The following is a 24,581-nucleotide window of genomic DNA, read 5'->3' on the forward strand; positions in this document are numbered from 1 at the left end:
CATTAAGAGCATAATTATGGAATATATTAAACGAATATTTTCTAGCATATCAGTTCCGCAATTGCCGTTGCATGTCTGGATTGGTTTAGCCGCATTGCTTGTGCTGGCAATGCTGCTTGTATGGCTTTCGCTTGCGATGGCTGCTGCAGAAGGTGCAGTGCCTAGAGTTACTCGTGCAAGCTTAAATAATCTTATGATTGAAGCGCAAACGCATGATGATGAAACTAGTGCCATAGTGCGTATGCGTCGAATTGCTAGAATCCATCGTGTAAAAAAACTGATTGCTGACCGTTATACAACTTCTGGAGCATGCGCTTTTGTGCGTGTGCTATGTAACGTTTTAGATGGAGTTTTGTTTGCTTCTTTAGCTGCATTTTTCGGCTCGCCTTTATGGGTAACTCTTATTATTGGTGTTGTTGTTTCAGTAGTTGTAGCTGTGATTTCTATTCTTGTTCGCCCACGTTCGGTTGGTGCGGCTCAACCTGTAGCAAAGTTGATGCGGCTTTCTCGCATTGTGTCTATTGCTATTGCGATTAATCCTTTAGTGCATATTGCTAGCGATGTTGACGTCACTTCTAGGAAAAAGCATGTTGATCCGTCAGATGATGAAGCTTTGGAAGATATTCAGCTGGATCAAGCAAAGGCTAGTATTGACCGACTTGTTGAAGCGAATGATTTCGATCCGGAAGTTTCGGAAATGATGCGCAATGTGCTCACGCTTTCAGATACTTTGACTCGCGAAATAATGGTACCTAGAACCGATATGATTTGCGTAAAAAGCGACGAAACGCTGGAAAATTTCCTTAAATTATGCTCTCGCTCAGGATTTTCTCGAGTTCCCGTCATTGGAGATTCTGTAGATGATTTAGTAGGTGTTGCTTATTTGAAGGATGCTGTACGCGCTACTGTGTTTAATCCTGCAGCATCTTCTAGAGCAGTTGAAACAATTAGCCGAGACCCTATGCTTGTTCCTGAGTCGAAGCCGGTTGACGATTTATTCCACGAAATGCAGCGAATTCGCCAGCATGTGGCAGTAGTGGTTGACGAATATGGTGGAATTGCTGGTTTGGTTACTATTGAGGATGCTATTGAGCAAATTGTTGGCGAGTTGGAAGATGAGCACGATCGCACTCAGCATGCAGATCCGGAAGAAATACGTGACGGCGTGTGGAAGATGCCTGCTCGAACGTCAATCGCAGATTTGGAAGATATTTTTGAAGTTCATATTGACGAAGACGATGTGGATACTGTGTTTGGTTTGCTTACGAAGTTGATTGGTAATGTGCCGATTGTTGGTTCCAGTGCTATTACAAGAGGACTAAAATTAACTGCTGTAGATTCAGCTGGTAGGCGAAAGAAAGTATCTACTATTTTAGTAGAACGAGATGCGCAAGTTTTGGAAGAGTCTAAGGATAATCAAAATGACATTAGCTCTTCCGAAAAATCTGCTGAAAGCAAACAAACCAATGCTTTGAAGCAAGCTAGTACTATGAAACAAACGAATATGCTGAAATAAAGAACTGGACGGTAAGAATAACGTGAATAATATTAACAACTTTGACGATACTGATGACTTCGATGACACTGATGACTTTGACGACGAGATGTTTGCAAATCTAGACGCTTCAACTTGCGCAACGATTTCTACTCCTGATTTTCACGGTTATCGTTCCGGTTTCGTAGCTGTAGTTGGTAGACCAAACGTTGGTAAGTCTACGCTTATGAATGCTCTTATTGGTACGCAAATTGCTATTGCGTCTTCTCGTCCGGAAACTACGCGTAAGGCTATTCGAGGGATTGTTACTACCGATAATGCACAAATGGTGTTGGTTGATACTCCTGGTATTCACCGTCCTCGTACGCTTCTTGGTCAGCGTTTGAACGATATTGTTGACGAGTCGCTTGCAGATGTTGACGCGATTGCATTTTTGCTCCCAGCAGACCAGGAAATAGGACCAGGAGATAGGCGAATTTTAAGCCGTCTTCGCTCTGATTTTGCTAAAAAAGATGAGAAGGGCAATTGGACTTGGAAAGTTCCGCTTATCGGTATTGTTACGAAAATCGATACGCTTAGTCGCAGTGAGTTAGTTACGCATTTGCTTCAAATTCAGCAGTTTGCTGATTTTACGGATATTGTGCCTGTGAGTGCGTTGGAACGTGACAATGTTGACGAAGTTAAGAATGTTTTGATTCAAAACTTGCCGGAAGGTCCGCAAATGTATCCGGCGGATCAGCTTAGTGAGGAAAGCACAGAAAGCATGATTTCGGAGCTTATTCGCGGCGCATTTTTGGAAGAGTTGGACGACGAGTTGCCTCATTCTTTAGCTGTTGTAGTTGACGATATTGTGTATCCGGGGGATGGCGAAGATACTCAATACGAAGACAACAAAGCGCATGTGCTTGTATCTGTTTATGTTGAGCGTGATTCTCAAAAGCCGATTATTATTGGTCATCGTGCGGAGCATTTAGTGCGCGTAAAGAAGCGTTTGCGCACGGCGGTAAATCGTATTACTGGAACAAAAGCTGTGCTTGAATTGCACGTGAAAGTTGCAAAAGGATGGCAGAGCGACCCTAAGAAGCTTGAGCGTTTAGGGTTCTAGTAGAGCATATTTTGCTTATTTCGATATTATTGGACAATTACTTAATTTTATTGTGCCTTAAGCCTAATGTGTTTGCACAAAATTGTCGTAAATTAATGCAAAACCGCGGCGAGCAAGTTGAATAAAACAAGTTAAGCCGCGGTTTTGCGATATGCACTTAGTTAAGTTAATTTAAACAAACTACTTTTTGCGCGTCGTATACATTTGTGTATTAAGTAAAGTAGTGTAACGCTTAATAACTCGTGGACGAATAATCTTCATAGACGCAGTCATTAAGCCGTTTTCTTGCGTAAACTCTTCTGGCAAAATAATGAACTTTCGCACAGATTCTGCGCGTGACACGCCTTCATTGGCAAGATCTATAAATTTTTGCACTTCAGCACGAACAACAGCATTATTAGCAGCCTCTTCCATGCTCATAGTGGCGTCAAGACCCTTGAGTTTAAGCCAATTTCGTAAAGTTTCTTCGTCTAAAGTAACAAGTGCAGAAATAAACGGACGCTTATCTCCAAGAACGAGAGCTTGAGACACAAGTTCGCATCTCTTAATCATCTCTTCAATAGGTCCAGGAGCAACATTCTTACCGCCAGCAGTAATAATCAAATCCTTCTTACGTCCGGTAATATAAAGCATGCCATCGTCGTCAATTCGTCCCAAATCGCCTGTTGCATACCATCCGTCTTTAGTAAATGAAGTTTCTGTTGCTTCATCGTTTTTGTGATACTTATGGAATACGCAAGTGCCTTTAATTTGAACTTCGCCGTCGGATGCGATTCGCAAAGTAAAAGCTGGGAATGCGATGCCAACAGAACCTTCTCGGAATGGAACTCCAATAGGAGTAAACGCGCATGGTGCAGTAGTTTCTGTAAGACCATAACCTTCGTAGACAGGAACTCCTGCTCCGCGGAAGAATGAAAGCAATTCAGGATCTAGAGGAGCTCCACCTGCAACAATCCAGCGTGCGCGACCGCCAAGAGCTTGACGAAGTGGACGATAAACAAGCGGATCGTAAGCAGTGCGGCGAGCTTTAGTAAGAGCTTTAGCATCACCAAATTCCTGAACTTCCTTCATATACTGTTGAGCCGTCACAACAGCACCCTGGAAAGCCAAGCCTTTAGCACCGTGACCAGCCTTCTGCGAAGCTGCGTTATAAACCTTCTCAAGAACTCGAGGGACAACGATCATAACCGTAGGTTTTGCAACTTGCAAATCAGAAATCAAAGTAGGAATACCTTGAGCAATATAAATGCGCAACGTACTTGCAACAACAATATAGTTAATTGCTCTTGCAAAAGAGTGTGCTTGAGGAAGGAACAAAAGCACAGAACCGTCTTTTTCGCTAAGCAAATTTGGCAAGTAAACAGGCAAATTCAACGCTGTAGTGCAATAGTGTTCGTGAGTCATTTCCACGCCTTTAGGTGCAGCTGTGGAACCAGAAGTGTAAACAATAGAGCACAAGTCTGTTTTCTTTACAGAATCAATGCGAGCATCTAGTTCCTCATCGCTAACAGCGTATCCGAAAGCTTGAAGTTCTGCTAAACCGCCTGTTTCAATGCAAATAATGCGTTCCAAGCTTGGGCATTCTTCAATAGCTCCATCAGCTTTATCTCGCATGTCAGTTGTTTCAACAATAAGGAAACGCGAGTCGGAATTATTCACAATATTGCGAATTTGCTCAGCTGAATCCGTGTCATAAATAGTTGCAAGAACACCACCACAAGCCATAACTGCTGCGTCGGTGACGTCCCACTCATATGATGTTTTGCACATAAGGGCAACGGCGTCGCCTTTGCGCAATCCGTAGTGCATCAAACCTTTTGCAGCATCGCGTACTTCTTGAAGGAACTGATTAGCTGTTTTTGTGACCCACTTATCGTTTTCTTTATAAGTGTAAAGCGGATCGTCACCCATACGTGCTGCGCGATCTGCATATAAGTCATAAATGCTTGTGCCTTCGTCAAGAGGTGCTGCGCTTTCGGTTTTTGTGGTCAGCAAGCCTGTTTCCGGATCGATAAACGTCGTTGTTGGCATTTGCGCGCCCCACTCTTCTACGTGTGGAAGGCGTTGCTTTTGTGAAAGTAAAGTATTTGTGTTTTCTTGATCCGTATTAAGGTAGTCTGGTTCGCCTGCACGGTCATCGCTGACTGGGTGCGCGAAGTTACTGCCAATACGCAATGCTTTACGGGCAAGATTAAACGCTTGCTGTTGGAGTGCATTAAAAACGGACACATTTGCTCCTTCATTATGCCAAACGGCTTGCGGATTAAGCGCACATCATAGTATCATGCTATGCACTTGCATACTATTAACTATAATAATCGTTCGTATGCTCAAGTAGCAGTTATATTCGATTTGATTAGTAATAATTTTGTATTTGCCATAAGTCGTAGCCTGTCGTTAGAATAGCAAAGTTGCTTTGGCGAGGGAATATGCCGCTAGCTTTGTGGCAGAGTTCCGTTATCGACTGGGCTGATAGCCTCTTATGGTTTTCGGCGCGTCGGTGCGCCTGAAGCTGGATTAACAAACTAAACTATCCAGACCATAAGGAGACCGATATGGCTACAAAAATTACTCTTGAAGGCGAATTGCGCACTGAGTTTGGTAAGGGTGTTGCTCGTCGTTTGCGCGTAGCTAAGCTGATTCCAGCAAGCCTTTATGCTGGCGGTGCTGAACCAGTGCATGTTACTCTTCCAATGCGCGAAACCACTTTGGCTTTGCGTCACGCTAATGCTTTGTTCACTATTAAGTTTGGCAAGGAATCTCGCATTGCAGTTGTTAAGGATGTTCAGCGTAACCCTGTTAAGCGCATTGTAGAACACATTGACTTCTACGAAGTTAAGGCTGGCGAAAAGATTGACGTTGAAGTTCCAGTCTTCGTTGAAGGCACTCCAAAGGGTGCTGCAGTTGCATTCGTGGATGTCCAGGAGCTCAAGGTTCGCGCAGACGTTGCTAACTTGCCAGAGCGTTTGGTTGTTAACGTTGATGGTTTGACCGACGGCATCAAGGTGTTTGCTAAGGATGTCAAGCTTCCTGAGGGTGTTGAGCTCGATATGGATGGCGAAGAATCCGTTGTGAGCGTCACTGTTCCTGAAGATGCTGCTACAGCCGAAGCTGCTGCTCCTGCTGCAGATGCTGCTGCCGCCGCTCCAGCTGCTGCTCCTGCTGCAGAAGAAAAGTAAGTTAACGTATTCACTTATAACTTATAAAATAGTTTAAAATTTTAAGCCGCATAAGTCAGTTCTTATGCGGCTTTTTGTATAAATCAATGAATTTGCTAAATAAATTTTAGTTTAAAGCGTATTTCTTGAAATATTTTTTGAAAAATTTTGGCGTGTAAGTTTTGCGAAAAACAAGAATCGTATTATTCTATACGTTAATTGCGGTAAAAGGCAAGTAGAAATAATCCACATAGAAAAGAGACATAATGGCTGATTTAGAAGTAGCTCCAGAGTTTTCTGACGCTTATGAGTCTTATGATCATAGCGATACAACTCTGTTGAACAAATTGGCTGGCAACTTTGAAGTTCTGCCGAATGATAATCCAGTTTCGGACGCAAAGCGCAACGAACTTATTGATAAGCCTGCTTTCGGTCAGATTTTCTCCGACAATATGGTTCATATGTCTTGGACTAAAGGCGAAGGATGGTCTGATCGTCGTGTAGAGCCTTATGGTCCATTGAAAATGGATCCAGGTGCATCTGTGTTGCACTATGCTCAGGAGTGCTTTGAAGGTTTGAAGGCTTATAAGCGCGCCGACGGCTCTATTTGGCTTTTCCGCCCAGATATTAATGCTGCTCGTTTCCAAAATTCTGCTAAGCGTTTGTATTTGCCGGAACTCTCTATTGATGATTTTATTGGATCGGTTGCAGCCTTGGTAAAGCGAGATAAGCAATGGGTTCCGAGCCGTCGAGAGTATACGCTTTACATGCGTCCATTCATGTTTGCTTCCGAGCCGTTCCTCGGTGTGCGCGAAGCTCACGAAGTTGAATACTGTGTTATCGCTTCTCCATCCGGCCCATACTTCAAGGGTGGTTTGAAGCCTGTTAGCATTTGGGTTGAAGATCAGTGGTTCCGTACTGGTCCTGGTGGTACTGGTTTTGCTAAGTGCGGTGGAAATTACGCTGCTTCCTTGCTTGGTGAATACAAGGGTATTGAGCACGGTTGCGAGCAGGTGTGCTTCGTCGATGCTGCAACTAAGACTTATTTGGAAGAGCTTGGTGGCATGAATATGTTCGCACTCCACAAGGATGGCCATTTGGAAACTCCATCTCTTACTGGCAGTATTCTTCCTGGCGTTACGCGTCGTTCTTTGATTCAGCTTGCTGAGGAAGCAGGACATAAGGTTGTTGAAACCATGATTCCTCTTCAAGGGTTGCTTGACGACATTCGTTCTGGCGAGGTTACTGAAGTCTTTGCTTGCGGTACTGCTGCAATCATTACGCCAATTGGTCGCTTTAAGTCCGATGAATTCGATCTTAAGGTTGCCGATGGTGGTGTTGGTGAGTTGACTCAGGCTTTGCGCGATGAGTTACTTGGCATTCAACTCGGTGATGTCGAAGATAAGCATAACTGGATGTGGAAAGTTTGCGACTGATTTATATAAGTTAGTTAATATTATCTAATCTAATGTTGCTTATGGCGCGTTGTACTCTATATTTAGATATCGTATAGAGTACAACGCGTTTGTTTGTTATGCGCGCAGTGTTTTGGTGAATTTATTTGAAGGGAAATGCTTTGGAAGGTGCGTTAGGGGATAACATCTTTTTTCTTATAGTTGAGTATGTTGCTATGGGATGTTGTGGCATGGTTGGCGGCATGTGGGCTATTCGTAAGAATTATGATGTTTTTGCGATTATTACTACGTCTTGGATAACTGCATTGGGTGGCGGTATTGTTCGTGATGTGTTGCTTGGAGCATTGCCGCCTGTTGGTATTGCTGATCGTGGTTTTGTTATTACAGGTTTGCTTTCTGGTGTTATTGTGGCTGTTGCTCACCCTGAGATTGATAAATGGCGTTGGCTTATGCTTACGCTTGATGCTTTGGCATTGGGTTTGTTTGCGGTGAATGGCACAGCAAAAGGCTTGGATTTCCACATGTCTGGTATGGCTTCAGTATTTTTAGGAATGGCAACTGCTTTAGGAGGCGGTTTGATTCGCGACATGATTTTGAACCAAGTTCCTGTTATTGTGCGGGATAAGCATTGGTACGCTTTCCCTGCTTCAGTGGGATGTGTACTAACCGTTTTTGTTGTAAAAGCAAGGCATGCAGGTTATTTTGGTTTAACTGTTGAAATATTGCTTGATGTCCTTATTGTTGCTCTTGTTGTTGCAATGCGTTTGTTGTCTGTGAAACTAGATTTAACTTTATTTGGAGCAATGAACCGCACGGAACCTATTAAGGTTAGACGTCCTCGTATTCGTCGTATTAATAATCGTCGTCATCGTTAATATTGGGTAAGCGGCAAAAAAGTGTGTCTAAAAACCCGAGTTTTCGTTGAAATACCAAGGGAAGCTCGCTGTCATTAAGCTAAAAAGCTTAACATTTAGTATTACTTGACATTGAAAACAAATAGAGGTATAAGGCGTGCGATGTGCTTAATACATGCCTAGATTAAGTAGTAAACGCTGCCCAATATGCTCTCATTCAATGAAGAGAAATGGTAGAACACGTAAAGGTGCTATCCGTTGGAGATGTACTGCATGTGGAATGTCTTTTACAAGGAAACGTGAAGATATTACACATGTAGCACAATTTGATAAATTCATTCATTGGATTATGGGAAACCAGACTCAATGTGAAGCCTGTCCTAGTGGTTCTGATAGAACATGGCGATATCGGATTGAATGGTATTGGAATGTTAAACCAGAATTACCCGAGACAGGCGAAATTTATGACTATGTTCAAATCGATGGAACATACCTTCCATACGGGTGGTGTTTATTAACCGCGGCAAGCAAGGGTAAAGTTATTGCTTTGCAATGGTGTAACAAAGAAAATTATTGATGACCAGCAATCAATTGGGTCTTCGGGTTTCGATACAAGCTTTGACTTATGTAGGGCAGATTACTACCCAGATATATCAATTAGAAAAGGAACACTACACTAACGACACGCCTGAATAAACACGTTTACAGACACACTTTTGCCGCTTACCTGATTATGACGGCGTTTCTATCAATCAAGTATTATATTATCGCCTTGTGAGCATAACAACGTGAATCACTCACCACATGTTTGGCCAACATGCTGTTTACTGGAATACGCTTACTCACTAATTGATAAGGCCAATATTAGAGAGGTCATCTTATGATGAAGAAAGTTAGTTCATTGTTAATAGCTGCAGCATCATTACTTGGAAGTATGGTGTTTGCAACTCCATCTTTTGCAGTTCAATCAACATCACAATATGGGAATTTTAAGTCTGAAATGAGAGGATTGCGTTCTCCAGATGGTCGACGTTCAATTGTTCCAGTATCTGGACAAGGATTGAATGTGCATACGCTAGCTGGTGATACTATCGTAGTAAAGAATAATATAGCTACTTGGAGAGATGCAACAAATCATACTATAGCAACTATCAATTTAACAGTTCATGACGGGCAGCATGTTGATTTTGGTTATAGCAAAGTTCTTCATAGGATTGCTCCTACTGTTTCCTTAGAGACAGCTTTAGAACGTGGTGGAAAGAAACATCATTGTATTCCTAAATGGATTGGTGTGGGATGGAATGTTTTATGGGATGCAACAGTTTGTACTCCATTATCACTTGGTATTTCTGGATTGGCGTCACCAATTGCTGGTGTTTCGGCTGATATAGCTTGTAGCGCTGCAGGTGGCACTTTGACAGCAGCATTGGGGTGTTAATATGGATGATGCAACTATTTCGAAGAAGCATGCCACAACAGGGCATCGGTCATGGCTTGCTTCGTTTGCTACCATTTGGCTGACGAGTGTTGTTTTCTCGTGCATCAATCATTTACCTTGGTATGCCAATGCTATTTCAGGGGTAATCTTGCTGATTGCAGCGTTTGTATGCCATGCATTGTTGCAGCATCACCATGTGAAGCCGATGGATTACGTGGTGTTTGCTGCTGCCGTGGCAGTTATACTCGTAGTGGTACTCGTATTGGCGTATATCGTCTAAATTACGTTGCCGATAGAGTGATATAAATAATCCCCAGCACCGATTGGTACTGGGGATTTTCCTTACATGCTGTGTTATGCAGTTACCTGCACAAACTTCACAGAGCGTTAATCGCTACAGCAAGACCAGACTTGCGGTTTGCAGCCTGATTCTTATGAATCACGCCACGACCTGCAGCCTTGTCAAGCTTCTTAGCGGCTACTGCGAAAGCGGCCTGCGCTGCAGCCTTATCACCAGCGGTGATGGCTTCACGAGTAGCACGAATAGCAGTCTTCAAAGCAGACTTTACTGCTACGTTACGCTTATGTGCTTTCTCGTTAGTGAGAACACGCTTTTTCTGCGACTTAATGTTTGCCACTGTTACTCCAAACGACGTTTGCTATATAAGGACATACAAATGATAAGTGTATCATGCTTATTAGATAAATATAGTAGTTTATATAATTAATTTGTTATTGTTGGTTTAATTAAAAACTTATTGAATATGCTATTTAATAAATAACTTTCGTATTTTGCACTTTACGCTAAGGTAGTAGATTTGCTAATATTGATTAGTTATAGTGCTTGATTTATGTTTGCATGTTTTCATGTATTCGCATTCTTAAAAGGAGATATTTGCCTTGATTACACCGCATAACCAGCCAGGATTTACGGATCAATCGTTGATACGCAATTTCTGCATTATTGCGCATATCGATCACGGCAAGTCTACTGTAGCTGACCGCATTTTACAACTTTCAGGAATCGTGCCAGAGCGTGAAATGCGAGACCGTTTCTTGGATCGCATGGATATTGAGCAAGAGCGCGGTATTACTATTAAATCTCAGGCTGTTCGAGTGCCGTGGACTTTTGAAGGCAAAGAGTATTCGCTTGGCATGATTGATACTCCTGGTCACGTCGATTTTACTTACGAGGTTTCACGCGCGCTGGCAGCATGCGAAGGTGCGGTGCTGCTTGTTGACGCAACTCAGGGCATTGAAGCGCAAACGCTTTCTAATCTTTATATGGCAATCGACCACAATTTGACGATTATTCCTGTGCTTAACAAAATCGACTTGCCAAGCGCAGAGCCAGACAAGCATGCTGAAGAAATAGCTGGATTAATTGGTTGCAAGCCGGAGGACGTGTTGCGCGTTTCTGGTAAAACCGGCGAAGGTGTTAAAGACTTACTTGATCAAATTGTGCTGGAAGTTCCAGCCCCAAGCGGAAATCCTGATTCTCCTGCTCGCGCGCTCATTTTTGATTCAGTATATGATTCGTATCGCGGAATTGTCACCTATATTCGTATGGTTGATGGCGAACTTAAGTCGCGCGAAAAATTGCATATGATGGGAATCGGCATGACGCACGATCCTATTGAAATCGGCGTTATTAGCCCAGATATGACTCCAACAAAGGCGCTTGGAGCTGGGGAAGTAGGTTACGTAATTACAGGCGCAAAAGACGTGAGTCAATCTAAAGTCGGCGACACTATTACTAGCGCCGTAAATCCTGCATCTGAGCCTTTGGATGGCTACCGCGACCCTAAACCTATGGTTTACGCAGGTCTTTTCCCAATTGATAACGCTCAATTCCCAGATCTTCGAGATGCTCTCGACAAGCTAAAACTTAATGATGCAGCTCTTATTTACGAGCCAGAAACGTCTGTTGCGTTGGGCTTTGGTTTCCGTTGTGGATTCTTAGGTCTTCTACACATGGAGATTGTTTCAGAGCGCTTAAGCCGCGAGTTTGGCTTGGATCTTATTTCCACTGCTCCTAACGTAACTTATGACGTCACTAGCGAAGATGGTAAAGAACATCACGTAACAAATCCTAGCGAGTTTCCAGAAGGCAAGATTAAGCGCATTATTGAGCCAATGGTTGCTGCAGATATTATTACGCCGAAAGAATTTATTGGTGCTGTAATGGATTTGTGCCAGGATCATCGCGGAGAAATGGGCACAATGGAATACATTAGTGCAGACCGCGTGGAAATGCATTACAGGATTCCTCTTGCAGAAATCGTTTTTGACTTCTTTGATCAGCTTAAAAGCCGCACAAAAGGCTATGCTTCTCTTGACTACCACGAAGATGGCGAGCAAGCTGCCGATTTAGTGAAAGTTGATATTCTTATTCAGGGAGATAAGGTTGACGCTTTTAGTGCGATTGTGCACCGAGATAAGGCTTATTCTTACGGCGTTATGATGACTAAGAAGCTTCGTGGACTTATTCCTCGTCAGCAGTTTGAAATTCCAATTCAGGCTGCAATTGGCTCTAGAATTATTGCTCGTGAAACTATTAGCGCTCTTCGAAAAGACGTGCTCGCTAAATGCTACGGCGGCGATATTACGCGTAAACGTAAGCTTCTTGAAAAGCAGAAGGCTGGTAAGAAGCGCATGAAGATGCTCGGACATGTTGAAGTTCCGCAGGAAGCATTCGTTGCGGCTTTGGCTACAGACGAGAGCGCAAACGATCGCGATACTAAAGATAAGATTCGCGCAGCGCAAAAGTCTGAAGGATGAGTTTAGAGTTGGATGCTGAATTAAATAAATCAGCTATGCAAACTGAAAGTATGCCTTTTGAAGTGTACGTGCACGTGCCGTTTTGCTTGCGCCGCTGCGGTTATTGCGATTTTAACACGTATACTGCTCGCGATTTGGGTGAAGGTGCAAGTCGCGAAGGTTATGCGGATGTTGCGATTCAAGAGATGCGTCTTGTAAAAAAATGGCAGGAATATCACGGAATTTTCGAACCTAAAGCGCAATCTGTTTTCTTCGGTGGAGGCACTCCAACAGTTCTTAAAGCGCAAGATTTAGTGCGAATTTTGCAAGAAATACGCAACTTGTGGGGGTTTAATAAAGACGCGGAAATAACTACTGAAGCAAATCCGGATACTGCAGACGAAAAGTATATTGAAACGCTTGCAGAAGGCGGATTTACGCGAATATCTTTCGGAATGCAATCAGCAGTGCCGCATGTTCTTAAAACTCTTGACCGCACGCATACTCCAGAAAACGTAACTCGCGGTGTAAAAGCAGCAAACGCATGTGGTTTGCGTTCAAGTGTTGACTTGATTTATGGCGCTCCGGGAGAGAGTCTAGACGATTGGCGAGAGTCAGTAGAAATGGCTTTAAGCCTAGGTGTTAACCATATTTCTGCATATGCGCTAACGGTAGAGCCGCGCACAAAAATGGGTCGTCAAATCGCTGCTGGCACTATTCAAGCGCCAAACGACGATGATGAAGCTCAAAAATACGAGTTGGCAGACGAACTTTTTAACTCTGCTGGATTACAATGGTACGAGATTTCTAATTGGGCGCGTCCGGGTTTTGAATCTCAACATAATCTTGGCTACTGGCGAAATATTGATTGGGCTGGAATTGGTCCTGGAGCACATTCGCACTACAATGCTGCCAATCGTATTAGTAAACAAAGCATGGATGATAGTGCTTCTTTAGCTAATCCAAACGAGTTTTATAACCTTCGCTCATGGGATATTTTGCACCCAAAACGATGGGCGCATGCTATAAATCTTGGAAATGTGCCGTGGCAAAACTACGAGTGTATAAATGCTGAAGATGCGCTTATTGAAGAAGTAATGCTTGGGCTTCGCATTAAAGAAGGTCTTAATATTTTGCAATTGTGCGAAAAGATGCGCGAAACTAATAAGGTGTTCGATGATTCGCATTTGCAAAAAGTGTTACGCGAAGTGTGTAAGGAAGATTTGGCAGTGTTGCACGAAAATCGCATTATCGCAACACGCAAAGGTAGGCTGCTCAACGATTTATTAATAGAAAGAATTGTCGACGCGTGTGAAGAAGGCCTTACCGTGCTAAAATAGTGCGTATTGTGTCATAAATGCTTGATATACGAAAATTCAATGTAGAAAGGAACAATCATGGCAAACCGCAAAGAGCGTCGCGCGAAGGAAAGGCAGAGCCGCAAGGGGATTCCTTCTCAATATGATGAAACAAAAGGTCGCGCTCGCGGAGGCATGATTGACGAATACAATTTACAAGAACGCTCTAGAAGACTTCAAGAGAGGGGAACTGGTCCTTGGAAGCCAACTTCTAACGTGACAGCTGAGGAGGAGAGACTGGCTCGCAATGTTAAGCGATCTCAGTTGGGCGATGATACTTGGAATGTTGTTCGTAAAGTTGTCGGAGTGTTTTCCTGGGCTGTGATTTTGCTTTCCGCGCTTGCTTTCTTGGTGATTATGTGGCTTCCTAGCCAGCCTATTGTGCTTGTTGTGGTAGTTTCCGTTTTGTTTGCATTAGGCGTGTTTGGCTTGTTCTTTAGCTTTAGTAATTCTAGGCAGAATCCGCGCCTTGACGAGCACGGCACTGCGATTTAGATGTACTTATAAAATAAGAATGTTTTTTAATGATTAAGGTGGGCACTTGCTAATAACAACGTGCTCGCCTTAATTATTTGTGTGTTACAATTTGTGCATTGTGTATTCTCTGCTTTTTGTATGTTGCACTTTCTACCTGTTATGTCTATTGCGATTACGTACTTTTTAGCGAGTGCTATTTCAAGAAGGATTTTGCTACTACGCAATCGGATGTTTCAAATAATAATCTCGCATTGACTTCTTGGAAATTATTTCCTCGCTGCCTTGATTTGCAGATATGCCGATTCTCGCGCGAATCCACGGATCTTCTTTATGCGTTCTTTCGCTGAGCTGATTTCCTGTAAGATTTCCAAGTTTTGCGCACACTTCCTCTATAATCTTGACCTGCTCATATTCTAAAGTTGCGCATCTTTCTGGAAGAGAAATCAGTAGTTCTTCTTTGCGAATTGTGAATCTTCCTCGATGCCTGTTAAATAGTTCCAATGAAACCGGACCGTTCGTCCAAGCTTCAAAATCTTCCGGAAATAGTGACAATCCAGTTGTAGCTAAGCTGTGCGCTTGAGAATAATACACAAGCTTCTGCAGCTTCATAGTTGTCATTGGTCCCATAATTTCCAATATTTTTGCCGCTACATTAATAATGCCCATCACGCATCTCCTTTTTCTTTGCAACAAATTAATAGCGATTTTATGAATGGAAAAAGTGAGCGTCAATTCGATTAAAGAAATGTGGACAACTTGTATTATGAGTTATTTTTTAGTTTGTGTTATTTTGCAAGTTCAACTTATTTGATTGTTGTTTTGCGAACTAATCATTTAATAGTTCAACATGCAATAAGTTAATAAGCGAGTAAGTTAATAAACTAATTTCGTGAATCTATAAGCGCGTAACCATGTCTTACAAGCACAGATTTAAGTTGCGTAAGATAAGCGAGTGAAGCTCTTGAAAGCTTCGTGCGCTCGTTGGTAATCCAGCCAACAAGCATAGTGTCATCACATTCAAGCGGAATAGTGACAATTTTTTCATTGTTTAAATCGCCGTTATCTATTCCAGTGCAAACAGTGTAACCATTCAACCCAATAATAAAGTTTAAAATGGTAGCGCGGTCAGAAACGTTGATCTTTTTCGGTGGGCGAGTAGGCCAAACCGCTTCTTCTGCGAAGAAGAAACTTCCTTCTTCTCCCTGTTCGTATTGAATAAACGGATACGGTTTCAAATCTTCCAAGCTCAAGCTTTTTCGCACTGCAAGCGGATTATTTCTAGAAAGAAAAACATGCAATTTTGCTCGGAAAAGCGGGTGGAATTCCAAATGTTTTTCACGAAGCAGCTTGCCGATTACATCCTTGTTGTAGTCAGAAAGATAAAGAATTCCAAGGTCTGCGCGCATATCGCTTACTTGCTTAATGATATTTTTTGTGCGCGTCTCGCGAATTGAAAACTCGTATTCGTTAGAATGAATACTGCGAATCATATCGACGAATGCTTCAACAGCAAACATGTAGTGTTGTGTTGCAACGCTGCATAATTGTGGGCGAGGCTTCGTACTTTTGTATCGTTCTTCAAGAAGATCCGCCTGCTCAATTACTTGTCGAGCGTACGTCAAAAACTCAGCTCCATCAGCTGTTAATGCAATTCCTTGAGTGGATCTAGTGAAAATTTCAATGTTAAGTTCTCTTTCAAGCTCTTTTACAGAAGAGCTCAATGCTGGTTGTGAAATATATAGTGCTCGTGCTGCTTCATTCATTGAACCGCAGTCAACGATTTTTACAATATACTTCAGTTGTAGCAAAGTCATACGAGCTTCTTTCGTGAGCTAAAAGTTACGATAATCATCAAAAATCACATAAATGAGCCGCTAACGAATCTAGCAAAAGGTATAGGCATAACCTAATTCTTAGTTGTCATAACCATAGTTCCACATAACCATAGTTTTATATATAATCTTAGTAGTATAAGCTAAATATTTAAGCAATTATTAAAGATTTACTCCTATTGAAGCTAAATCCTTACGCGCTTGCTCTGCAGTTGTAAAAACAAATCCATGCATGCCAACTCTATGAGCTCCATCAATATTTGCTGGCTTATCGTCGAAGAAAACAGTTGTTTGCGGATTTAATCCAAATCTACTTATAGCAAGTTCAAAAATTTCCGGTTCTGGCTTATGCAAATGCTCAACACCGGAAATAATGGTTCCTTGCAAAAGAGTAGAAAGTTCTGGGAATTTGCGTAACGCAAGTGGGAAAGTTTCTTTAGACCAATTTGTTAAGCCCCATACGCCGTATCCAGCTTTACGTAAATCATGCAATAAATCAACCATTCCAGGCATCATTCGTGTCAAAACTTGGTCATAATGAGCGCAATACCAACGGAAAGCTTCAGCAAGTTCGCTTCCAAAGCGACGTTCGTATTCAGGCATAAGATCTTTCAAAAGCTCGCCGCCATCCATGCGGTCCTCAAATTCATAGAACCCGGCTAAATCGTTCTTTCCAAAGCTTCCATTAGGGCAAATAGTATCAACTAAATTCGGGAACTGGTTTTGCAAACAGTTTCGGCAATTCCATTCGAGTAGAACTCTGCAATAATCAAACATGACGTCATGGATCTCAATATTTTGTGCGTTAGTCATTTATTTCTACTCCTTCTATTTTGTTTCATACGTTATTTTACATTCGCGTATTTTGTTTCATGCGTTAATTTTGTACACTGCTGATATTATTCCGCGCGCTACTTTATATTAATAAGAATCCCAAGAACATGCGGTAATGCATTTATAATGTCGCTTGCCACAATTGGATGTTCCAAAGTTAAAGCACGCTTTGATTTCACTATGTCTTGCACTAGTTGAGTGTAATTGTTTCCTCCGCTACTGCGTGACGCAAATACTGCGCAAACTCCATGAATCACAGCTGCGCTCGCTGCAATAAGTGCGTAATTTTTGTTGTTCGCATTGTTTTTCTCGTTGTTGTTCGCGTTGTTTTCGTTATCTTTTTCGTGCTGAGCCAGCAATGCTCCTAAAATTCCTGCTAGAACATCTCCTGAACCTGCAGTTGCTAGCCAGGATGGAGCGTATTGTGCAATATAAATAGGAGAGTGCAATTTTGATGGTGATGCAACTGCTGTTGTTGCGCCTTTAACTAACACAGTTGCTCCAGTAAGATCGGCTGCTTTTTGAGCGTAGTGTGTTGGGTTGCTGGCTATTTGTTGTGCGCTTACTTCTAAATCGTATCTAGTAAAAAGCGAGCTTAATTCTCCTGCGTGAGGTGTGAGAACTACTTTTTCGCAAACTTGTTTTGGTAGTAAGTCTAATGCTCCAGCATCTACGCATATTGGCGGAAGATTGTTATTTAATTGCGTTTCAGCGTTGTCGTTTTTGTTGTCGTTTTCGTTTTCGTTGGAGTATTTTGCAAGTATGCTAGCAATGTATTTTCTTTGAGATAAAGCCGTTTCGTCGTTGCAATGGCTTTCGTCTGGTATGCCGCATCCAACTGTTATTGCGTCGATTTTTCCGTTTAATTGTTCGTATGCTACTACTTCAGGGGATGCTTGCAATACTAAATTTTGTGCACGAAGAGGACCTGAATAACGGACCATTCCAATATTTGCATGTATTGCAGCGCTTGTGCTTAACACTGCTGCTCCGGGATAGTCGTTTGAACCGGTAATTACGCCTAGAACGCCTCTTGAATATTTATTATCGCTTGCATGAGGCGTGCGCAATGGTGTGGAAGCAAGATGAATATCTACTGATATTTCATTATTTGCAGAGTTTTTAGCGTCAGTGTGCGAACTGTCAGGTTTTGCAATGTAATTCATACCATCTGTATTGCCAAACATAGTATTAAGTGTAATCGTCATTAAGCACATGCAGAGTTGGCTAAACATGTGTATTACTGTCTAAACTTATGTATTGTTACAATTTGTAAACATTTTGAAAATATTTGTAATTTTTTTGTTATTCTGCGTGTCGTGAATATTATGGCGTGTCGCTACTAGTTTTGCGTAAAAAATAAACAAAAATGCCTGATTAATAAATTTGTCCAAATGTTATAATCACATTTATTTTTTCGTTGGTATATTAACGTTTTTTAATGCAAGATAAAGCAGAAAGCAGCATGGTCTTTTTTGAAATTTTGCATTATAGCAGATGAAAAATTCACGAAACGCATTTTTGCAAAAATAATTATATTTTTTCACATTTTTTATTGACCGTCACGTATATTTTTCTTATGCTATAAGCGTTATTGCGAATGATTATTTTTTTCATGAATAGCTTTCATGAGTACCTCTCACAATCAACCCATGCAATAACAGTTAAAGATTCCCGAAAGGAACGAGTGTGAAAACTTCACGAATTTTCGCAACTGCAGCTGCGGTTGCATTATTAGCAACTTCTATGGGTGCTTGCGGCTCCGCAAAAAATGCCGAAAATAAGGCGAAGGGCAATCAAGTAAATGTAGTGGCAACTACAACTCAAATTTGCGATTACGTAACTCAAATCGCTTCAACTGCTGACGCAAAATCTGGATTGAGCCTCAATAAGACTGATTCTCAGGGCAAGAAGTCTGTAATCGGAGCTCCTCAAGACAAAGCAAAGTCAACAATTAATTTGACCTGCTTGCTTGCGCCAAACGCTTCTGCTCATGAGCATGAAATGACTCCAGCTCAATCTAAAGCTCTTTCTAAGGCTGATTTGATGCTTGTTTCTGGTGTAGATCTCGAGCACTTCTTGGATCAAGCTGTGAAAGCTACCGGTTTTAAGGGCACTATGGGTGTAACTTCCGGTATTCTCACTGCTGACGAAATCAAGGATCCAAAGGCTGAGACTGCTAAGGAAAAGGATCTTCCATACAAGGTTGATCGCGGTATCGCTAAGGTGCATGCTGAAAAGTGGCCATTCCCTCCAGAAGAAGGCGAGAAGGAGCCTGAATTCCAGTACGATCCACATATTTGGACCAGCACGAAGAACACGATGATTCAGGTTAAGAATATCGGTTATTTCCTCGGAAAAGCTCTTCCTAAGAGCAAATCTATTTTCGATGAGCATGTTGAAAAGTTCGTTAAGTCTTTGACTGATTTGGATGCTTGGGCAACTAAAGCTTTGAATAGTGTGCCACAAAAGCATCGTGTTCTCTTCACTTCTCACGATGCATTCGGTTACTTCTCTCGTGACTACAATGTGAAGTTCATTGGTGCAGCACTTTCTGATTTCAACAGCCAGCAGGATGCTACTGCAGATCATATTCAGAAAGCTGCAGAAGATGTCAAGAAGTCCGGAGCTGTTGCGATTTTTGCTGAGAATTCTAACAATTCCAAGTCTATCAAGGCTGTTGCTGCAGCAGCAGGAGTAAAGGCTGTTATTGGCGACGACGCACTTTATGGAGATTCGCTTGGACCAGTCGGATCTGCAGGCGAAACTTACATCGGTTCCATTGTTCACAATGTTGAAACATTGGTGAAAGCTTGGAATGGTAATGTTCCTGAACTTCCAGATTCAGTTAAGACTGCATTGAAGAAGTAACATATAAATAACAGTAAAAATAATAGTATCGTAACAGTAACTTTAGTAGCGAAAGTTTAATAGCGAAAGCAAGAAGTTACTGTTACGAATACTTATTAATAAACTGAAAAGACTGGAAATATAGTGAATAAGAGCGTCCTTGCAATGAAAAATTGCGACCTGGCATACGGTTATAAAACTGTAGTGACTGGTATTAATGGCAGTGTGCAAGCCGGGGAAGCTTTGGCTTTAATAGGTCCAAATGGTTCTGGGAAAACAACGTTTTTGCAGGCTATTATTGGTATCGTGCGCGTAAGTCGCGGTGAACTGAAAATGCCTAAGGCTTTGTCTATTGGATATGTTCCACAGCAGGTTGATTTGGATTTAACGTTCCCGATTACTGCACGGCAAGTTGTTGCAATGGGCTTAAGTAGACAGACAGGTTTTCTTGGATTGCTTAAAAAAGATCAGAAAAAAGCTGTTGAGGATGCTCTTAATCATGTTGGTTTATTCAATCGCGCAGATGTGCGATTTGGTGACCTTTCTGGCGGTCAGCGCCAGCGCATTCTTCTTGCGCGCGCGATTGTTGCAAAGCCAACGCTTATTTTGCTCGACGAACCTTTTAATGGTCTTGATGAACCGAATCGCCGAGAACTTCTTAATATTATGAAATCAGCAAAGCAAGAAGGTATTGCTTTTGTTGTATCTACGCACGATTTAGTTATTGCAGATGCTATTTGTGAAAAAGCGCTACTTTTAGCTGGCAAGCAGATTGCTTTTGGCGCGCTTAAAGAAGTAATGACTAAAGAAAATATTACTCGTGCATATGGTGGAAGCATGCCTGCTGCTTCTGCAGGTCTTACTTTTTCGGAAATTGCGGAAGGCTGATTTTCAATGCTTGCCCAATTAGTTGAGTCATTAAGAAAAGTTCTGGAACCAATTCCTGGTTTTGATTTTATTGCTTCTGCTCCTTATATTTTTCGCCCGTTCTGCTTACTTATAGTTCTATCTATAGCTAGCGGAATCGTTGGTGTATTTGTGAACTTGAGATGTGCTGAATTTAATGCGGAAGCTATTGTGCATGGCATATTTCCTGGAATTGTTGTAGGCGCTTTATACGGTGGCATAGATCAAATTATTCCTGGTGCTGCAATTTGTTCAGTATTTTTAGTTGCTGCATTAGTGTGGGCTTCTCGTTCAACTCGCATAAATGAATCAATTATCGCAACTGTTTTAACTACTTTCTTTGCTCTTGGTGTAGTAATTTCACTAAAAAAAGGTGATATGTCAGGTCAGCTCGAGGCATTGATGTTTGGTAGGCTGCTCGATGTCACTGATGAGCGAATGACTCAAGCAATGTGGATTTGCTTGTTTGCAATTATTGTGCTTTTGGCAACTTGGAAACAGCAGATTATTGTTGCTTTCGATCGAGCTAGTGCTCCATTAATGGGAGTGCATACTCTTTTTGTCGATATTGTTCTTAACGTTGGTATTGCTGCGGTTGTTGTTTCTGCATCTTCAGCTGTTGGTGTTCTTCTTGTGATCGGGTACCTTATTATTCCAGGAGCTAGTGCTCGTTTAGTGTCTAGAACAGTTGGGCGCATGGTTGCAGTTGGTATCTTTGTTGGTATTGCTGGAGTTGTTCTTGGTATGTACGTTATGAATTTGGAGCTTGATCATCCTATTTCTCCTCAAGCTGCAATTGCATTAAGCATGTGTGCAATGTTCGTAGTTGTGCTTATTGTACGCTGGCTATTCCAAGTTATTTCATCTATAGTTTTTGCGCATAAAACTCATACAAGCGGTACCGATATGCATGTTTTAGCAAAATCTTGTAAAGGTAGGGAATAGATGGTAAGTATTTGGCAAATTATTGCTCTACCTATAGTTGAAGCAATTGTTGTAGGTGCTCTATGTGGTTTTGTTGGCTCTCTCGCGCTTCTTAATCAGCGAATATTCTTTACTGAATCTATTACTCATGCTGCTTTTCCTGGAGCAGTATTAGGTGTAGTTTTAACTTCTGCTTATACAATAGATCAAAATATTTTGTCGCTTGGGCTTTTTGTCGGTGCTGCTGTTGCGTGTGTTGTACTTTCTTTAGTAATGTATGCACTTTCGCATCTTAAAGGCATTTCTTCGCAAGCTGCAGCTGGTATTACTTTAACTGTTGGCTTTGCTAGTGGATACTTTTTAAATAAGTGGTTTGCTCCATTGCCATTGCGTATTGAGGGATTTTTAACTGGATCATTGCTTAATTGCACTCCTGCAGACGTAATTTCAGCCTCTGTTGCTTTCTTGCTTGTTTTGGGATTATGGATTTTTAATTCTGCTAATCTTGTGCATTGCTCGTTTGACCCTATTAATTACCGTGCTGCAGGCGGAAGATCAGGTTTTATACAGGGCATGGTTCTTGCTTTGATTATTATTACTGTTTCCGTTATTATTCCAGCAGTTGGTACAGTTGTTTCAGTATCTCTTATTGCTGCTCCTGCTGCAGCATTAAAGGGAAGAATTGCTTCTATAAATAAATTCGTACTTGCATGCGTAATTACTGCTGTTTCAATTGCTTTAATTGGACTAGCTTTAGCTGTAATACTGAAGCTTTCTGCCGGTGGCACTATTGCTATTTGCGCTGGAGCTTTCTTCTTAATAGTCAAGATTGGCGAAAGCATTTTTATAAAAATTAATGATTTTTCATCAAGATTGCATGCAAGGCGAGAAAAAGTAGCCGAAAACGCTATTTAGCAAAAGAGTTTTAAAAGTCGCTCTGTTGTCCTAGAATGTCAACGAATTGCGCGTGAAAAATGCGCGCGATTGACGTCGTTTTTGCGCGTTTTGTTGATTGTTTAATCGCGTAAGTTTATCGACGCCACACAAGTCCAGGTCTGCACATTAGTAACGCAAGACCCCGATAGAAAAGGACAATTATGGCTGAAAATACCATCTCCATCACCGTAAACGAGGAACGCAAGGAGGTGGATGCAAGCTTCACTGGCGCCCAACTTTTCGCGGAAGATAAGAATATTATTGCTGTGCGTTTAAATGGCGAGTTGCGTGATTTGTACACGTCTCTTCATGACGGCGATACCGTGGAATCAGTGGCCCTTGATAGTGAAGATGGCATCGCAATCATGCGTCATTCCGCTACTCACGTGATGGCTCAAGCTGTTCAAGAAATTCGACCAGACGCAAAGTTGGGCGTAGGTCCTGTAATTAAAGACGGCTTCTACTACGATTTCGATGTTGATACTCCATTTACGCCAGACGATTTGAAGCAAATCGAAAAGCATATGCAGCACATTATTAAAGAGTCTCAAAGCTTCCGTCGTCGCGTTGTAACAGAGGACGAAGCGCGCGAAGAAGAAGCAAATCAACCTTATAAGTTGGAGTTGATTGGGGATAAGGAAGCAGCTCTTGATCCTGCTGCCTCTGGCGAAATCAGCAAGCATGAGCTTAGCATGTACGACAATGTAGATCGCGAAGGAAACAAGGTTTGGAGCGATTTGTGCCGCGGACCTCACCTTCCAAACACGCGTTACATTAAGGCTTTTAAGCTTGAGCGTGTGGCTGCAGCTTACTGGCGTGGCTCGGAGCAGAATCCTATGCTTCAGCGCATTTACGGCACTGCTTGGCCTAGCAAGGAAGAGCTTAAAGCTTACACAACTCGCATGGAAGAAGCTGCTAAGCGCGATCACCGCAAGCTTGGTCAAGAGATGGATTTGTTCTCCTTCCCAGACGAGATTGGCCCAGGCTTAGCCGTATTCCATCCAAAGGGTGCTGCAATTATTAACGCAATGGAAGATTATTCGCGCGAGCAGCACAGAAAGCATCACTACAGCTTCGTACAAACTCCGCACATTACTAAGGGTGGCTTATATGAGACTTCCGGCCACTTGCAGTGGTACAAGGATGGCATGTATCCTCCAATGAAGCTTGACGAAGAGCGCGACGAAAACGGTAACGTAACTCGCCAAGGTGCTGACTACTACTTGAAGCCAATGAACTGCCCAATGCATAACTTGATCTTCAAGTCTCGCCAGCGTTCTTATCGCGAGCTTCCTTTGCGCTTGTTTGAGTTTGGTACTGTGTATCGCTACGAAAAGTCTGGCGTTGTGCATGGTTTAACTCGTGTTCGTGGATTGACTCAGGATGATTCGCACATTTATTGCACTCGCGAGCAGATGCGCGATGAGTTGAAGAGCTTGCTTAACTTTGTGCTTGGTCTTCTTAAAGACTTCGGTTTGAACGACTTCTACTTGGAGCTTTCCACTAAGGATGAGCATAAGTTCGTCGGTTCCGACGAGATTTGGGAAGAAGCAACTAATACTTTGGCAGAGGTTGCTAAAGAGTCTGGTTTGGAACTCGTGGACGATCCAGGTGGAGCTGCATTCTACGGCCCGAAGATTTCCGTGCAAGCTCGAGACGCAATCGGTCGCACTTGGCAGGTTTCTACTATTCAGCTCGACTTCAACTTGCCTGAGCGCTTTAAGTTGGAGTACATTGCGGCTGACGGTAGCCACCAGCGTCCTGTGATGATTCACCGCGCACTCTTTGGCTCTATTGAGCGTTTCTTCGCTATTTTGCTCGAGCATTACGCGGGCGCGTTCCCAGCATGGTTGGCTCCAGTTCAGGTAACTGGCGTTCCTGTTGCAGACGAGTTCGCTCCACACTTGCAAAAATTGATTAGCGATTTGGAAGAGAATATGGTTCGTTGCGAAATGGACAACTCTGACGATCGCTTCGGCAAGAAGATTCGTAACGCTTCTAAGTCTAAGGTGCCATTCACTTTGATTGCTGGAGAAGAGGATGTGAACAACAATGCTGTGAGCTTCCGCTTCCGCGATGGCAGCCAATTGAATGGCGTTCCTGTTTCGCAAGCTAAAGAGTGGATTTTGTCCATCATTAAGCAGCGCGTTCAGGTCAATACTGCAGAAGATTTCGAGCGTTACACTAAGTGATTTAAGCTGGCTAGCCTAAATCTAAATGTAAGCTGAATCGTAAATAA

21 protein-coding genes and 1 pseudogene are annotated in these 24,581 nt (G+C 42.3%); 16 read left to right on the forward strand and 6 right to left on the reverse strand.

Annotated elements, in window-relative coordinates; translation table 11 throughout:
• Positions 1–16: 16 nt before the first annotated feature.
• Both HXT48_RS02885 and era read left to right on the forward strand, forming a co-directional pair.
• A complete protein-coding gene (locus HXT48_RS02885; RefSeq protein ID WP_004108742.1) occupies positions 17–1,516 on the forward strand; it encodes a hemolysin family protein in 1,500 nt (499 codons plus the stop codon).
• Positions 1,517–1,538: 22 nt separating this feature from the next.
• Positions 1,539–2,600 carry a GTPase Era gene (gene era, locus HXT48_RS02890; protein ID WP_004108744.1) on the forward strand — a complete coding sequence of 354 codons (1,062 nt, stop codon included), beginning with the start codon at positions 1,539–1,541 and terminating at the stop codon, positions 2,598–2,600.
• A 180-nt stretch (positions 2,601–2,780) separates the two neighbouring features.
• On the opposite strand, the gene HXT48_RS02895 is transcribed toward era, so the two are convergent.
• A complete protein-coding gene (locus tag HXT48_RS02895) occupies positions 2,781–4,829 on the reverse strand; it encodes an AMP-dependent synthetase/ligase (RefSeq protein WP_012914232.1) in 2,049 nt (682 codons plus the stop codon).
• 326 nt (positions 4,830–5,155) lie between these two features.
• Here HXT48_RS02895 and HXT48_RS02900 point away from each other — a divergent pair, with 326 nt between their 5' ends.
• The 6 genes and pseudogenes from HXT48_RS02900 (at position 5,156) to HXT48_RS02925 (ending at position 9,745) form a co-directional block, all read left to right on the forward strand.
• On the forward strand, positions 5,156–5,779 hold the full coding sequence (locus tag HXT48_RS02900) for a 50S ribosomal protein L25/general stress protein Ctc (RefSeq protein WP_012914231.1): 624 nt from the start codon (positions 5,156–5,158) through the stop codon (positions 5,777–5,779).
• Between the two features lie 245 nt (positions 5,780–6,024).
• Positions 6,025–7,194: a branched-chain amino acid aminotransferase gene (locus HXT48_RS02905; protein WP_004108753.1), complete on the forward strand. Its 1,170-nt coding sequence runs from the start codon at positions 6,025–6,027 to the stop codon at positions 7,192–7,194.
• A gap of 140 nt (positions 7,195–7,334) precedes the next feature.
• Complete coding sequence (locus HXT48_RS02910; RefSeq protein ID WP_041160500.1) at positions 7,335–8,048, forward strand: trimeric intracellular cation channel family protein; 714 nt, start codon at positions 7,335–7,337, stop codon at positions 8,046–8,048.
• A gap of 154 nt (positions 8,049–8,202) precedes the next feature.
• Positions 8,203–8,598: pseudogene (locus HXT48_RS02915) on the forward strand (transposase-like zinc-binding domain-containing protein); the annotation flags it as partial.
• A gap of 309 nt (positions 8,599–8,907) precedes the next feature.
• Positions 8,908–9,465 carry a hypothetical protein gene (locus tag HXT48_RS02920; RefSeq protein ID WP_012914229.1) on the forward strand — a complete coding sequence of 186 codons (558 nt, stop codon included), beginning with the start codon at positions 8,908–8,910 and terminating at the stop codon, positions 9,463–9,465.
• Position 9,466: 1 nt separating this feature from the next.
• The gene (locus tag HXT48_RS02925; protein ID WP_033888441.1) at positions 9,467–9,745 is read left to right on the forward strand and encodes a hypothetical protein; all 279 of its coding nucleotides are present in this window, start codon (positions 9,467–9,469) and stop codon (positions 9,743–9,745) included.
• 97 nt (positions 9,746–9,842) lie between these two features.
• Here the strand turns inward: HXT48_RS02925 and rpsT are convergent, their stop codons facing one another.
• Positions 9,843–10,103 carry a 30S ribosomal protein S20 gene (gene rpsT, locus HXT48_RS02930; protein ID WP_004106518.1) on the reverse strand — a complete coding sequence of 87 codons (261 nt, stop codon included), beginning with the start codon at positions 10,101–10,103 and terminating at the stop codon, positions 9,843–9,845.
• A gap of 262 nt (positions 10,104–10,365) precedes the next feature.
• Between rpsT and lepA the strand changes: the two genes are divergently transcribed.
• The 3 genes from lepA to HXT48_RS02945 are packed head-to-tail and all read left to right on the forward strand — an operon-like array spanning position 10,366 to position 14,078.
• Entirely contained in the window at positions 10,366–12,246 is a 1,881-nt protein-coding gene (gene lepA, locus HXT48_RS02935; RefSeq protein ID WP_012914227.1) for a translation elongation factor 4, read from the forward strand.
• Positions 12,243–13,565, forward strand: coding sequence for a radical SAM family heme chaperone HemW (hemW, locus tag HXT48_RS02940; protein ID WP_004108768.1), 1,323 nt, complete (start codon positions 12,243–12,245; stop codon positions 13,563–13,565). Before lepA ends, hemW begins: the two co-directional genes overlap by 4 nt.
• Positions 13,566–13,622: 57 nt before the next feature.
• The gene (locus tag HXT48_RS02945; RefSeq protein WP_012914225.1) at positions 13,623–14,078 is read left to right on the forward strand and encodes a hypothetical protein; all 456 of its coding nucleotides are present in this window, start codon (positions 13,623–13,625) and stop codon (positions 14,076–14,078) included.
• 198 nt (positions 14,079–14,276) lie between these two features.
• Here the strand turns inward: HXT48_RS02945 and HXT48_RS02950 are convergent, their stop codons facing one another.
• The 4 genes from HXT48_RS02950 to HXT48_RS02965 form a co-directional block, all read right to left on the reverse strand.
• On the reverse strand, positions 14,277–14,726 hold the full coding sequence (locus HXT48_RS02950) for a Panacea domain-containing protein (RefSeq protein WP_012914224.1): 450 nt from the start codon (positions 14,724–14,726) through the stop codon (positions 14,277–14,279).
• A gap of 215 nt (positions 14,727–14,941) precedes the next feature.
• Positions 14,942–15,874, reverse strand: coding sequence for a LysR family transcriptional regulator (locus HXT48_RS02955; RefSeq protein ID WP_012914223.1), 933 nt, complete (start codon positions 15,872–15,874; stop codon positions 14,942–14,944).
• A gap of 180 nt (positions 15,875–16,054) precedes the next feature.
• Complete coding sequence (locus HXT48_RS02960; RefSeq protein ID WP_012914222.1) at positions 16,055–16,705, reverse strand: HAD family hydrolase; 651 nt, start codon at positions 16,703–16,705, stop codon at positions 16,055–16,057.
• Between the two features lie 98 nt (positions 16,706–16,803).
• Positions 16,804–17,943 (reverse strand): ADP-dependent NAD(P)H-hydrate dehydratase, encoded by a 1,140-nt coding sequence (locus HXT48_RS02965; RefSeq protein ID WP_081378937.1) that lies wholly within the window; start codon positions 17,941–17,943, stop codon positions 16,804–16,806.
• Between the two features lie 472 nt (positions 17,944–18,415).
• On the opposite strand from HXT48_RS02965, the gene HXT48_RS02970 reads away from it, so the two are divergent.
• The 5 genes from HXT48_RS02970 (at position 18,416) to thrS (ending at position 24,534) form a co-directional block, all read left to right on the forward strand.
• Positions 18,416–19,597, forward strand: a complete 1,182-nt coding sequence (locus tag HXT48_RS02970) for a metal ABC transporter substrate-binding protein (protein WP_004108796.1) — start codon at positions 18,416–18,418, stop codon at positions 19,595–19,597.
• A 144-nt stretch (positions 19,598–19,741) separates the two neighbouring features.
• Positions 19,742–20,464 carry a metal ABC transporter ATP-binding protein gene (locus HXT48_RS02975; protein ID WP_041160582.1) on the forward strand — a complete coding sequence of 241 codons (723 nt, stop codon included), beginning with the start codon at positions 19,742–19,744 and terminating at the stop codon, positions 20,462–20,464.
• 6 nt (positions 20,465–20,470) lie between these two features.
• Positions 20,471–21,427, forward strand: coding sequence for a metal ABC transporter permease (locus tag HXT48_RS02980; RefSeq protein ID WP_012914218.1), 957 nt, complete (start codon positions 20,471–20,473; stop codon positions 21,425–21,427).
• Positions 21,428–22,321, forward strand: coding sequence for a metal ABC transporter permease (locus HXT48_RS02985; protein ID WP_004108805.1), 894 nt, complete (start codon positions 21,428–21,430; stop codon positions 22,319–22,321). It abuts the gene before it with no gap.
• 182 nt (positions 22,322–22,503) lie between these two features.
• Positions 22,504–24,534, forward strand: a complete 2,031-nt coding sequence (gene thrS / locus HXT48_RS02990) for a threonine--tRNA ligase (protein WP_012914217.1) — start codon at positions 22,504–22,506, stop codon at positions 24,532–24,534.
• Positions 24,535–24,581: the final 47 nt, after the last annotated feature.

This window comes from Gardnerella sp. KA00127 (genome assembly GCF_049244125.1).
Taxonomy (GTDB): Bacteria; Actinomycetota; Actinomycetes; order Actinomycetales; family Bifidobacteriaceae; genus Bifidobacterium; species Bifidobacterium swidsinskii.